The organism is Parerythrobacter lacustris, assembly GCF_024626475.1.
Taxonomy (GTDB): domain Bacteria; phylum Pseudomonadota; class Alphaproteobacteria; order Sphingomonadales; family Sphingomonadaceae; genus Parerythrobacter_A; species Parerythrobacter_A lacustris.
On record NZ_JANKHH010000001.1, the window covers coordinates 86,093 to 98,639 of the forward strand.

A 12,547-nucleotide genomic window follows, 5' to 3' on the forward strand; every position below is an offset into this window, starting at 1 on the left:
CAATCAGAACCGAGCCTGCTGCTACGGCAGATTGCCCGCCTCGTGCCCACTACCGGCAAGATAGTGTCGCGTTTCATTCGCAAGGTGGCGCTTGCGACAATCCCTAAACTGGTTTCGCGCTTCATGGCGGTTGCGCGCCCGTCGCCGAAGTTCAAACCCAGCACGGACTGCGATAGCGGCAGCGAAGTGACATCCCGCTTTTTGTCGGATTCGACTGCCCCATCCGAAGGGGGTGATAGACCTGCGGATTTCGGGTCGATGTTTCTGGCGCCTCCGCTGGCGCCCCGTCCAAAACCATCGCCACGGGTTGCGCGCCGCCGCTTGCGGGCGAGATTCCGCGCCCGGAATTTCCTGCGGCCTCCATGGCTGCGCTGAACGGTGATCGTGACCGTTTTCCTCCCCCGTGTTGCCCCTTGGTTCATCGTCGGACTGTTGCCGGAGCCGTGCGCTCACGGCGATCAACAGGAAGCCTCGGCTCCCCCTGAAGGTGCCCCCAATTTTCCTGTGTGACGCCGCGCCCAGCCCCGGCCTGCCTGTCCTCATCCCTTCGGGGATCAACACAAAACAGGAGGACGAACCGATGAAACTCATCACCCAAGATCAGCGCGAGCGGATGCTCGCCAACGGAAAGGCCAACGCAGATCGCTGCGGCGGCATCGACTTCAAGCCCGTGGTCAAGCTCTTCGCGCCAGACTTCAATGCGACCTGGCTGCTGACCGAACTCGACCCGGAAAACGAAGACATGGCCTTCGGTCTCTGCGACCTCGGCGAACCCGAGCTGGGCTGGGTGTCACTGCCGGACTTGGCCGATCTGCGCGGCCCGTTCGGTTTGCCGATCGAGCGCGACCGCCACTTTGGCGGCGATTATCCGCTGTCGGTTTACGCCAGAGCGGCGCGCCGTACCGGCTGCATCGTTACCGATGACCGCTGCCTTGAGGGTGCCAAGGCTCACCTCGACGCTGAGCGTCAGGAAGCTGTGGCATGAGCTGGGAAATTCTCACCAACACCATAGCTGATGGTTGGATCAACACCTGGACAATCACCGAACCCGGCCAGCCCGAGCGCCCGCAAACCTTCACCACCCGCGAAGAGGCCGAGCAGGCTCTTGCGGATTATCTGGACGAAGGCAGACTGGCAGCCGAGGTCGGCGACATCGCAGAGGCTCCCCATCCCAACGACCACCTTGTGTCCAGGGTCGAGTACATCGAGACCGTGCAGATCGAATGGCAGGGCATTCTGATCGAGGTTCGCTACGCGCCCTATTGGCTCGGCTCGTCTGACGATGGCGACGCCTGCAGTGTCGCTCACCTCGAACTGGAGAGCCTGCGTCCCGAACGGGCTCCACTTCCCGTAACTGGAACGGGCTATCGCTCGCATTTCACTAGCTGCGCGGAGGTGGAGGCCAATGGCGGTGCCGCCAGCTTCGTCCAGCATTGGCTGGATCACGAAGCAAAATCGTCTGCTTGGAAGGCCCAGGCGGTGCCGTCGCGCCAGATGAGCCTTTTTTGATCCATACGGGGCACTGCCCTGCTCTGGCATTGTATAGCGAATGCCAGGCGCGTTCGCGCTAGAACAAGTAGGGAACATTTATCTTGTAAAGCGTCCCTTTACAGGGCACACTCTGCTCGGATGCAAGCTTCACGGCGCGAGAGAAAAATGGCTCAATCAAAAGAACCCGCCCATCCGGGCGGCTTTGTAAAGAGTGAAATCATCGCTGCGAACGGCCTTTCAATTACGGGCGCAGCGCAGGTGTTAGGTGTCACGCGTCCCGCCCTGTCGGCACTCCTAAACGAGCGAGCACACCTTTCGTCCGAAATGGCACTGCGGATAGAGAAGGTTTTCGGAATCTCGATAGAGACGCTGATGCGGATGCAGAACACCTACGACATAGCTCAAGCGCGGAAGAGAGCAGGCGAAATTGAGCTGCTACCCTTCAAAAAAACACTGGATCCGAGTATCGTAGTAATGTAGGATGGCGGGAGAACTCAGGCTTTCTCAATATTGTAAAGCCGATGAATAATGTCATCGGAGGATGGAAAAAATGGCACGCCAAAACGCACAAGCAAGGGTCGCAAATGTAGTCCCAATTCGTAAGACGAAGTCCGTTATAGAGTGCCAAGACAATCTAGAGTTCATGCGTTCTTTAAAAAAAGGCAGCATGGATTTGATCGTCACTTCCCCACCTTATAATATTGGCAAAGAGTATGAGAAGCGAACGCCGCTCGATCTCTACATTGAAAGCCAGGCCGCAACGATCGCGGAAGCAGTCCGCCTTCTTCATCCTCAAGGCTCAATATGCTGGCAAGTCGGGAATCACATTGACGACGGAGAAGTGTTTCCGCTCGACGTGATACTTTACCGGATATTCAAAGATCATGGCCTGCGATTACGGAACCGGATCATCTGGACCTTCGGGCATGGGCTACACTGCCAAAATCGTTTTTCAGGTCGCCATGAGACAATTCTTTGGTTTACCAAAGGCGATGACTACACATTCAATCTCGACCCGGTTCGTATCCCCTCAAAATACCCTGATAAGAAGCACTTTAAGGGGCCTAATAAAGGCAAGTTATCCGGCAATCCGTTGGGCAAGAATCCGTCCGACGTTTGGGATATTCCCAACGTAAAATCAAACCATGTTGAGAAAACCGATCATCCCTGCCAATTCCCTGTCGGCTTGGTTGAACGCTTGGTTCTTAGCATGACAAATCCTGGTGACAATGTGCTCGATCCTTACCTGGGCGTTGGTTCTAGCGCCGTGGCTGCTTTGAAAAACGGTCGAAATGCTTACGGTTGCGACATCACCGAGGAATACGTTGAGGTGGCGCGCGACCGCATAGCGCAGCTAGAAGCCGGGACACTCCGAACCAGAGCCATGAATCAGCCCATCTACGAGCCTCCTGTGCGAGAAGATTGATGCAATTTGCTGAAGCTTATTCCCATCACAACGGGCGCGATCAGTGGGCGCAAAGGGAACTCGACGCCTGGCTGATGGACGTGTTCCAGAAGCCAGACCTGACAGTTGGTCCTGGTTCAACGACGGCCATCCGCGATCATGTGAAAGCGGAGCTTGCCGCAGAAGGCTGGCCTTTCGATGTGAAAATTGATCAGAGCTATGATCTAACCGTCTTTGGGGTGAAGGACGATCTCTCCTTTCACCTTCAAACCGGCAATGCCAGCCGCGCTCCCTATGACCTGTTGAAGCTGCAGCATCTATGGAGCGTTCGACGGATTGAGGCCGCCGCTTTGGCGCTGCCGACGAAGCAAGCTGCGGCCAACATTGGCAGTAACATCGCCAGTTTCGAGCGCATCATGAACGAGCTGCGCTTGTTCGACCGTACAATAACAGTACCGATCTTCTTGATCGGGTTTGAATAAGAGAGGTCGCCCGCATGGCGTATACCGTAAATGTGGAACCGGCTCATATCCGCGAAGCGCAAATTACCGAGCGTGCTACGGAATCCGATAAGACTGAGCCGTTCTATGAATATCAGAGTCAGCCTTACGACTTGCCGGTCATCTTGGTGCCGTTGGGCTTGCTGATATATCGCATGGCGAACTTCCGGACGCGCACTGCCCAACAGGCTTACGCGCGCCGTGAAGGCAAGCCAGCCGATTACTTTGCATCGGGTGAGGAAAACGAAGCCGCGCAGCAGCGCCAGCACGAGTTTTTGCTGAAATATGCCAACACCGGGCGGGAAGGCTCGGTTGCGCCCATCATCGAGGTGCTCAAGGCTGAACGCCAGCGTCAACCTATTCTGATTACGCGGCGCGGCGTCGTCGTCAACGGCAACCGGCGATTGGCGGCGATGCGCAGCCTCTTCGAGGAAGACCCGAGCCTCTACCGCGAATTTGCAACCGTAAAATGCCAGCTTCTACCCACGACAGCGACCGAGAAAGATATTGTCGAAGTAGAGGTGCGCCTGCAGATGAAGCAGCGCACAGAACTCGATTATGATTGGATCAATGAGTGCATCGCCATCCGCGAGCTGCGTGACAGCGGACGACCGATGAAGGAACTCATGGCCCTCATGAACAAGAAAAAGGTCGAGATCGACGATGCGATCAACGCCCTGACCGAGGCCGACCTGTACCTTGTCGAATGGCTTAATCGCGGCGGTGACTATGAAGCGATTGAGGATGCCAAGCAGTTGTTTTTCGACATTGGCGAAAACGTGAAAGCCAAAACAGGCGACGCCCAGGAAGTCAGTCGCAGGATTGCATGGCTGCTCGCCGATCGGCGTAGCAAGCTGAAACGACGCGTATATGATTTCAAACCTATGTTTGGGAAAAAAGCTGATGAGGTGGCGGCTAAACTTGCCGAGCGCTTTGGGGTCGAACTGGACGAAAGCGGTCCATCTGATGACGGAGACGACGACGATTTTGCCGTTGATCTTGGCGGCAATACAGGGCCGACGCTCCGACCGCTGATTTCCCTCATGGACGATGCCACGCGCCGGGACGAGGTGTCAGACCAGCTCGTCGAGGTGTGCGAAGGGATCATCGAGATCGAGCGCGACAAGCGCGACGGACAGATGCCGCTCAATCTCATTCAGTCAGCAAATGGTAAGCTGTCGGAAGTCGATATGACGCGCGCCGCTCCTGGGAGCTTTGACGCGATCGGCAAACAACTCGACGCCGTTCAAGCCAACGTAGACCGCCTCCGTGGATTTCTCGAACGTCAGCGTGCCGAGACGAAATCCGGTACGGCTTGACCGATGGAAGCAGGTGCCGCCCAGGAGCCGCTGCATATCGTCGTCCGTTACGACGACCAGAACCGGCGCGGTATCTTGCTGGTCGAAGCCCCCACCGGCAACACCGTATGGGAGCGGCTGAAACAGTCGGCCTCGGTGATCGGCAGCGATGCCAGGATTACGGAGTTGGCGATCGAATTAAGCTGGCCTAGCGTTCTCGACATATTGCGCGATTATGGGACGCGCGATCAGCAACGGGCATATAATTTCAGGTTCAAACCCGAAGCCGAGGCGCAGACGCGCATCCAAGATTTTGCCGCCGCGCGAAGGAAGGTGCAGGAAGCACAAGGGAGCCTGACGCTCACCGTCACGGAAGAGGAGGTCCGCAGCCGCCTGCTAGCACTCGGCTTCAAGCGTGATCTCAAATGGTTTCAGGTGAGGGACATCCGCCACCTGCTTTCCATCCAGAATGGGGCGAATTTCTCAGTTCCGGGCGCAGGCAAAACGACTGTCGCCTTCGCCTTGCATCTACTGACAAGCCAGCCCGGCGCGCACGTCCTCGTCGTTTGTCCCAAAGCGGCTTTTCCGGCCTGGAATGAGATCGTAACCGACACGATGGATGCAAACGGCCCTGACACGGAAGCGTTTCAGGTTTTAAGCGGCACAAGCCATGCGATTGAGGCGATGCTGACCGGGGGCGGCTCGCGCTTCGTCATCAATTACGATCTACTGATTCAGCATCCCGGGATCATTGGCGCATATTTGGCGCGACAACCGGTCCATCTGATACTTGATGAGTCTCATCGCATGAAGGCTGGCGAGGCTTCGCAACGCGGAGCGCTGCTATTGAACCTCGCCCCACTTCCGATCCGCCGCGACGTGTTGAGCGGAACCCCTATGCCTCAGTCGCCTTCCGATTTGGTGTCACAGCTCAATTTTCTGTGGCCGGGGCAAGGACTGGGCTTAGAAATCAGCCGTGGGACACCCCCGCGAGAAGTTCTGGGAAGCCTATACGTCCGGACGACAAAAGAGGAATTGGGACTTCCAGCTCGGTACACCCACTTCCACCAGGTCGGTATGGGTCAAGGGCAGTTGGCACTATACAGTCTGGTGCGTAGCGAGAGCCTCCGTCAACTCAGCAAAATTAGATCTGGCGCTATTGATTTCGCGGGGGCGCGGAAATCGGTCATGCGCTTGCTACAACTTTCGTCAAACCCGTTGCTCGCCCTGCGCGCGATCACTTCGGATATCACTGGTATAAATTCCGGCCTCGTCGATCAGGTCGTCGAGGACGGCCCATCGCCAAAAATGTTGGCCGTTGCCGCCAAGGCTCGCGAACTCGCGCAACACGGGCGCAAGTCGGTGATATGGACAATCTTCACTGACACCATTGAGCAAATGCTGTTGATGCTTGCCGATCTGAATCCGGTCGCACTTTATGGGGCGGTTCCATCCGGAAACGCGTCCGATCCGGAAACGAGGGAAGGAAGGCTGCGGCGCTTTCATTTAGATGATGATTGCATGGTGATGATCGCAAATCCGGCTGCCGCCGGTGAAGGGATCAGCCTGCACACTGTCTGCCACGAAGCCCTGTATCTGGATCGGAGCTATGTCAGCACCCACTTCCTTCAATCGATTGATCGTATCCATCGCCTCGGTTTGGATCCCAATGAAATCACAAACGTCCACATTTTCCAGACGCGCGCGCCACAGGGACTCGGCTGTATCGACCACTCCGTTAGTCGGCGCTTGGCTACCAAAGTACGAGCGATGCAACAGCTTCTCGATGACCGAGATTTGCATCAAATCGCGCTCGACGAGGAAAACGCAGAAGAGCCGGTCGATTACGACGTTGATCTTCAGGATATCGTTGACTTGGTGGAGGAATTGGAAGGCCGCGCCCATTTTGACGAAGACGAGGGCGGATAGTGAACGAGGACCGCATCTTAGCGATGAGCGCTTTTGAAGCGGCCTACCTCATTCGAACCTTTCGGGAGAAGAATCCAGAGCTTAGCACGTCCGATCTTATCGCGACTGTGCGCTCAGTAAGAGCTGACTTTTACCCGCACGATTATGACGCCGGTGTAGCTATCGAGGAGCGAATACCGCCCCAGGTTGTTACCCCGCTAGAGGCCTTTTTCACAGCTGCGATTGACGTATTCATTTCAGATCGAGCGCCTGTTTGGGCACGTCTCGCGCCTGCTGGCCGGAATCACGTATTGCAAGCGATCGGCGTTAACGGTGTACAGTGCCTTCGTTCTGCGGGTCTTCTCGGCTCGGATGCGCGCGCAACCGATTGGTGGGATGCGCTGGCAACTGCCAATCGCGGTGAACGCGATGCGCGATTGCTTGCGCAGGGGCGGGAGGGTGAACGCCTTTCCCTCGCGTACGAGAGCGCTCGTTTGCAGCGGGAAGGGATACCACGTTCTCCCGTGTGGGTAGCGATTGACGATAATACTGTGGGGTATGACATACTCTCATACGCTTGGCATGACGGAAGCGAGGTCAACCGTCTGATAGAAGTGAAATCGACATCGGCGTCTCCTGCCCGCATGATCCTTTCGCGCAAGGAATGGAAAACGGCCGAACAATATGGTCCCGCCTTTGAGTTTCACCTTTGGAATCTTAGCAGCGAAATGCTGACGATATATTCGGTCGAAGAGATAAGGGCCCATATTCCCACCGATAACTGCCAAGGCAAATGGGAGAGTGTGGAAATTCGCCCTTCATAGTTGACCCATGCTGGCCGGCAGGCGCGGGAGTGAAGACCGCAGGACATCGTCTATTCGGTCCAAGTCTGCTGATCTTTGGCGTTCGCCATTACAAGAAAGGCGCTGCTGTCGATCATGGAAGGTTCGGTGAGCGCGTTCCCCTACGTAGCAGCCGCTACCTCTCGGGCCTCATTCGTGGAGCCTCTTTGGCGCAGCCGGGGCTGGCGTCAATCGCGTGCGCTTCCGCGCCTTCGGCTTGTGCAGCTTCCCCTAACGGGCGGTCTTTGACCGACATGACACCGCGCCCCCTTGGCCGCGCCTTGTTCTCCACAGAGGCCGCAACGGTTGCGGCTCAGCGCTCGAAAGGAGAACTCAAATGACCACCGAAACCACCAAAAGCCCCGCATTCATGCTCTATCGCGTCAACGGCCACGGCAAGGACGCGAACTGGACGAAGATCGGTGCGGCCTGGCCGAACCGTGATGGCAAAGGCTTCAGCATCCTCTGCGATGCTGTTCCGCTTCAAGGCCGGATCGTCATGCGGGCTTATACCCCGAAGCCGAAGACTGACGCCGAGGCTGCCGGGGGGCGTTAAGCCCCCCGGTTCGCCGGGTAACACTGCCAAGATCAGATAATTCTGGGTCGGCTATTGCGTCGGGTTGGGCAAAACATCCTCGGACGTATCTTCGTCGGTTTCGACATCTTCCCCTTCTTCCTGAACGCTGCCCGTATAGGCAGCCTTGCCCATCGCTTGCTCGATCAGGCCGAGCAGGCGCTTTTGCCGATCCGTCATGAAGGCCTCGAACTGGTCTCCCCTGAGAAGGCTGGGATCGATCAGGTGCGATTGCAGATAGCTGTCCAGCTTATCGCCGCTGATCGGCGGCGTGGAGCTGTTCCCTTTCTCCAGCTTCGCCAGATATTCGCTGGGCGCAACGCCGCCGATGATTCTGTTGGTACGGTAGGAGAGGGGAGTCTTGTTGATGATCGAGTCGAATACGGCTGGCTTGATGCCCTGCGATTTGCACCAGTCCTGCGGGAAGATGTGGTGAATATCGACGTTCTCGCCGAAAAACACCGTGTGGTTGAATTTCTGGCCTGACCTGAAATCCTCCGCGCCTTCCTTCATCAGGAGCGCGTTCACTCCCTTGTAGGCGGCAGAAAGGCGCATCCGCATGGTTTTCAGGCGGTCGGCGCGGAAGATCGTTTCGCTGACCGTAGTGGGTTCCGGACCGCCCGTGAGCCAGCCGGGCACTTCCATGAAGTCTTTGGCAATGCGCGTTTCAACCGAGGAGCCATACAGCTCTCCGAAGACGCCATTCCAATACCATTGGATCAACTTCGCCCGGTTGGCTTCATGCTCCCAGGCATCGCCAATGTCGGCGAGGATCGCCGCCAGCGGCACGATCTGCGACTGATAGGGCAGATCGAATATGCGATAAATATGGAGCATGTGCAGGAACTTCGCGGCCTGAACAAAACCGCGCTCCACCTGCGTTTCATATTTCTTGTAGGCTTCAAGCGGCAAGTCGAGGAGCGCCTGCCGGTTCCCGGAAACCGCTGGAAGTTCCTTGCCTTCTTTACCCGCCTGTTCGGCGACACGCCGCCGCTCTCGCGTGAAGAACAACGAGACCGCTTGCAGGAAGTCGGTATTGCCGACGCCTGCGAGAATACCGGCATTGGAGTCAGCAGGGCGAAGTGTATCAGCGAACCGCTGGTGACGGCCTTTTGCCGTATCGTCGCCATACCAGTCTTTGCGCAGCTCATGACCGGACGCGGCATACATTGCCGTGACCAGTTCGAAGGCATCGAGCGCCTTGCCGCCCGTATTCACCTTTTCGAACACGACGCAGACCGCTTCCTTCGAGGTCGACCGATCGAGCGCGATTACCGGCACACGATACATCTTGAAGTTTTCCAGCACCGTTTTCTTGAAGGTGCGGAATTGCTCGCGCACCTCCTTGTGCTCGTCTCCCGCCCAATGATCGTTGAAACCGTCCTGCCATGTGTCCCAATCGAACACCTGACTGACCGGGAACATCATCGCCGCATATTCATGTTTCGGCGTTGAAAGATCGAGCGCGATCTCCCGCCCGAAATCCGTGCGCTCCATCCGGTCTTCCGGCACTCCTATCACGGCCTCTTCGCGATCTACGGTGGGGTCAATCGCCTTGCCAATGTCGATATAGAACCAGCGTTTCACGCGTTTCTTTTTCGGAGTGACGGTTTCCACGACCTTGCCACGCAACGTCACCTGATAGAGCGATGTCATGCGTTGCTGACCATCGAGCAGGAGAGCTTGAGGGAGGGTTTGTCTGGCCTCCAGCGGCGCACCCTCAACAGGACGTGGCTTGAAATTGACCGGACCGCCCGTGTCGAGCGACATGAGTGCGCCTACCGGGAATGCCCTGGAAATTGAGGCAATGAGACTCTTGATCCGATCTTCGTCCCAGACCCAGCTCCGCTGGAAATCCGGCAATTGAATGATGCCCCGATGGCACTCATCCAGAAGCCGGTGAAGGTCGATAGGATTGGTCTGGAAGGTTGATCCTGCCATCTGATGTTGCCCCTCTGTATGCTTGTCCGTCTACCCGCTTTGGTCGGGGCAGGATTCGGGTCTGTCAAATCCAGCATACTATGCCGGTAGCATCCCACTTAAGACCAATTAGTTGCTGTACCCCTGTATTATGGCGTCCCCTTCGGGTCGCGCTTATGGCTTCGCCGCTGAAATCCGGAGCGGCTCCCGCTCATATATCCTAGTCCGAAGACTGGCGCCGAGGTGGCCGGGGAGCCGTTAAGCTCCCCGGCCACCCTGGACGTGGAAAGGCGCTGACTAACGTTAGGCTGCCTTGGTCGGAAACGGCACGACGTTCCCCGTGGCACCCACCTCAGGAGCGTTTTCCGCTACAAGACGGCGCATGGGAGCAATGACGAGCTGTTCCCACAGTGTGTTCGTAATTTCTTCCAATTTGTCCTTCAAATCGTCGCGCTTTTCAAACCAAGCCTCAAGATTACTGGCGACGCGACCCTTGAAGCCGGGACCGGCTCCCCACTGCGCAGCGCAGTGACCCCATATTGGAGCTTGCGATAGCGGCTCGCGGTACACTTCCATCCCAGCCCGCTGCACCGCCTCCAGAAAGGCCGTGCGCGATGCAATGGCGCTACGACCCATCTGGTCGATTGTCTTGGACGCCAATTGCAGCCCTTCGTCGCTCTTGAGAACGGCCAAATAATCCTTGAGGGAGGCGAACCAGCGCTCGCTGCGTAGCCGAGCATCCCGTGCTGCGCCAACGCCAACATGATGGATGACGTTCAACCCGGAATATTCGCCATTACGTCGCGTCGCTGCCCACAGAGTTGCCGCGTAACGGACGCTGCGGATCGTGGTCAGCGCCTCAGTGTAAGCATGCCTTTCGCGCGCGTGGAGCGTCGCGTGGGTTTGAAGAAAGGAGTTCAGCCTTTCGGCTACTTCCTCCAGCGCTGCCGTGAGAGCCTGAGCCTCATGATTCTTCATCACTTCATCCGCAGCGGCGCACAAGTCGAACAATCTGCTTTCGACCGTCGTACGCATTCGGTCCAATTGTCCAAACAGCGCCTCGCGCACGGGCGTCGGATCATCGGTCTGGACATTGAAGAAGACCATTGGCACACCCGCCAAATCCTCAGCGGCCAGTTCATTCTCCACCTGCATCTGCTTGAAGGCGTAGCCTTCCGTATCCTCCATCGCCAGTTCGCCAGCATCGTCCTTCATTGCGCGGGCTTCATCGGCACGTGGCAGGGCGAGGATCGATACTTTGCCCGTGTTGACCGGTTCCGAGTAGGTTTGCTGCATATGCTGCAACAGGGAGCGCGTCGTGATCCCTGGGGCGTCATTGAAGCGCGTACAAAACACAACCGCAGTGCGCGGGTCTTTTAGACGTAAGTCCAAATCCTCGCGAACGGCTACGTCATCGACGCCTTTGGTGTCGATGACGCTGATTTCCATCTCGCCGAAAGTGCGACCGAAGTCGGGTACAATGAGATCAATGCTGGACGGCAGCGACACGTCCGGCAAGCGACCGTTATTCACTTCACGAAAGGTCTTCATTACCCATTCCATCGGGTTTTGGCGCGTTGCGCTGTCATACCAAAGTTCGCGGTGCGTTCGCTCTGGCAGGTTCATTAATTCCAGCATTCGCGTACGAAACTCATCCTCGCTGGAGCTTGACGCGACCAGATCGGAAACCGGGTCAAAGTACGCGATTTTGCCATTTTCCATCGAGCGGCGGCGGGTCAGGCCAGACATGTTGCGAATCGCGCGGTCATGCTCGCGGCTAACGCCTGGTGTATCGGCTGATTCCTTCAATTCGCCTTTCAGCACCGCCCATCGCGCGGCGCAGAAATCTGATACCAATTCGCGCAGCTCAGCCTCCGGCATCGGCAGTAAGGAAATCCCGAATTCCGGCCCACGCTTGATATGCACCTCACAGATCGTCGTGCCGCCAGCACCCGTTTCGAGCACTGGACGATCTATCGGTTTGGACGTCAGAGAAGGCGGAACCAAGAGGTCAAACAGGAAGCTTAACCCAGTTGATTTGCCGACGCCTATCGGTCCGATGAAGGCGATGTTGTGGGTCATCTTCTGGAGATAGTTCGCGCCCTTGATAAGCGTCTCCTTGTGACGCTCGACCTGGCGGCGCAGCGGCCACGGGCGACTGTCATCCGCTAAAAATGCTTCAATATTCCCGAGTGCCTCGTCGGCGATCTCCAGGCAGGCGCGCTGTGGGTTAAAGAAGCTTGGCGGGGCGACGTGCTCCCAATCGCGGACGCAGTAATCCTTATAAGCCCGCGCATGCGGAGACCCCAGCGCGGCAAGGGCATCAAGCACCTTGTCCACTTCTGCCTGTGACGTGACCTCCCCTTTTTCGATGCGAGAAACGCGGCTCTGATCGAGACCAGCTTCCGTCGCTAAAGCTGCTTGGGTAGCCCCCAACTCGGATCTCAGGCGAGCCAGGACGGCTCCATGCGATACATTTTCAAGCTGACTGATCATTCGAATCTCCCTTTCATGCAACATGTATGACTGATTGTATGCGCATGTGTCAATACATATATGCAGCATGGTTGGATTTCGAGGGAATCTGCGTGCTGGCGTCCCCTTCGGGC

11 protein-coding genes are annotated in these 12,547 nt (G+C 57.1%); 9 read left to right on the forward strand and 2 right to left on the reverse strand.

Annotated features, from left to right (window positions below; genetic code table 11):
* The first annotated feature begins 580 nt into the window (after positions 1-580).
* From NSO95_RS00465 to NSO95_RS00505, 9 genes are all read left to right on the forward strand, one after another.
* Complete coding sequence (locus tag NSO95_RS00465) at positions 581-985, forward strand: DUF2958 domain-containing protein (RefSeq protein ID WP_257594168.1); 405 nt, start codon at positions 581-583, stop codon at positions 983-985.
* Entirely contained in the window at positions 982-1,509 is a 528-nt protein-coding gene (locus NSO95_RS00470) for a hypothetical protein (RefSeq protein ID WP_257594169.1), read from the forward strand. Before NSO95_RS00465 ends, NSO95_RS00470 begins: the two co-directional genes overlap by 4 nt.
* Positions 1,510-1,629: 120 nt before the next feature.
* The gene (locus NSO95_RS00475; protein WP_257594170.1) at positions 1,630-1,971 is read left to right on the forward strand and encodes a HigA family addiction module antitoxin; all 342 of its coding nucleotides are present in this window, start codon (positions 1,630-1,632) and stop codon (positions 1,969-1,971) included.
* 70 nt (positions 1,972-2,041) lie between these two features.
* The gene (locus NSO95_RS00480) at positions 2,042-2,917 is read left to right on the forward strand and encodes a DNA-methyltransferase (RefSeq protein WP_257594171.1); all 876 of its coding nucleotides are present in this window, start codon (positions 2,042-2,044) and stop codon (positions 2,915-2,917) included.
* Entirely contained in the window at positions 2,917-3,378 is a 462-nt protein-coding gene (locus NSO95_RS00485) for a BglII/BstYI family type II restriction endonuclease (RefSeq protein WP_257594172.1), read from the forward strand. Before NSO95_RS00480 ends, NSO95_RS00485 begins: the two co-directional genes overlap by 1 nt.
* 14 nt (positions 3,379-3,392) lie before the next feature.
* Positions 3,393-4,715, forward strand: a complete 1,323-nt coding sequence (locus tag NSO95_RS00490) for a hypothetical protein (protein WP_257594173.1) — start codon at positions 3,393-3,395, stop codon at positions 4,713-4,715.
* 3 nt (positions 4,716-4,718) lie between these two features.
* A complete protein-coding gene (locus NSO95_RS00495; protein ID WP_257594174.1) occupies positions 4,719-6,623 on the forward strand; it encodes an SNF2-related protein in 1,905 nt (634 codons plus the stop codon).
* Positions 6,623-7,426: a protein NO VEIN domain-containing protein gene (locus NSO95_RS00500; RefSeq protein ID WP_257594175.1), complete on the forward strand. Its 804-nt coding sequence runs from the start codon at positions 6,623-6,625 to the stop codon at positions 7,424-7,426. The genes NSO95_RS00495 and NSO95_RS00500 overlap by 1 nt, the downstream gene beginning before the upstream one ends.
* A 355-nt stretch (positions 7,427-7,781) precedes the next feature.
* Positions 7,782-8,000: a hypothetical protein gene (locus NSO95_RS00505; protein ID WP_257594176.1), complete on the forward strand. Its 219-nt coding sequence runs from the start codon at positions 7,782-7,784 to the stop codon at positions 7,998-8,000.
* 51 nt (positions 8,001-8,051) lie between these two features.
* On the opposite strand, the gene NSO95_RS00510 is transcribed toward NSO95_RS00505, so the two are convergent.
* Together NSO95_RS00510 and NSO95_RS00515 are read right to left on the reverse strand one after the other, a co-directional pair.
* Positions 8,052-9,959, reverse strand: coding sequence for a GmrSD restriction endonuclease domain-containing protein (locus tag NSO95_RS00510; protein WP_257594177.1), 1,908 nt, complete (start codon positions 9,957-9,959; stop codon positions 8,052-8,054).
* 282 nt (positions 9,960-10,241) lie between these two features.
* Positions 10,242-12,434: a helix-turn-helix domain-containing protein gene (locus NSO95_RS00515; RefSeq protein ID WP_257594178.1), complete on the reverse strand. Its 2,193-nt coding sequence runs from the start codon at positions 12,432-12,434 to the stop codon at positions 10,242-10,244.
* Positions 12,435-12,547 lie beyond the last annotated feature (113 nt).

Bases quoted from the DNA above. Each gene is read 5' to 3' on its own strand.
- NSO95_RS00465 (WP_257594168.1), top strand. From the start codon at position 581: ATGAAACTCATCACCCAAGATCAGCGCGAGCGGATGCTCGCCAACGGA.
- NSO95_RS00470 (WP_257594169.1), top strand. From the start codon at position 982: ATGAGCTGGGAAATTCTCACCAACACCATAGCTGATGGTTGGATCAAC.
- NSO95_RS00475 (WP_257594170.1), top strand. From the start codon at position 1,630: ATGCAAGCTTCACGGCGCGAGAGAAAAATGGCTCAATCAAAAGAACCC.
- NSO95_RS00480 (WP_257594171.1), top strand. From the start codon at position 2,042: ATGGCACGCCAAAACGCACAAGCAAGGGTCGCAAATGTAGTCCCAATT.
- NSO95_RS00485 (WP_257594172.1), top strand. From the start codon at position 2,917: ATGCAATTTGCTGAAGCTTATTCCCATCACAACGGGCGCGATCAGTGG.
- NSO95_RS00490 (WP_257594173.1), top strand. From the start codon at position 3,393: ATGGCGTATACCGTAAATGTGGAACCGGCTCATATCCGCGAAGCGCAA.
- NSO95_RS00495 (WP_257594174.1), top strand. From the start codon at position 4,719: ATGGAAGCAGGTGCCGCCCAGGAGCCGCTGCATATCGTCGTCCGTTAC.
- NSO95_RS00505 (WP_257594176.1), top strand. From the start codon at position 7,782: ATGACCACCGAAACCACCAAAAGCCCCGCATTCATGCTCTATCGCGTC.
- NSO95_RS00510 (WP_257594177.1), bottom strand. From the start codon at position 9,959: ATGGCAGGATCAACCTTCCAGACCAATCCTATCGACCTTCACCGGCTT.
- NSO95_RS00515 (WP_257594178.1), bottom strand. From the start codon at position 12,434: ATGATCAGTCAGCTTGAAAATGTATCGCATGGAGCCGTCCTGGCTCGC.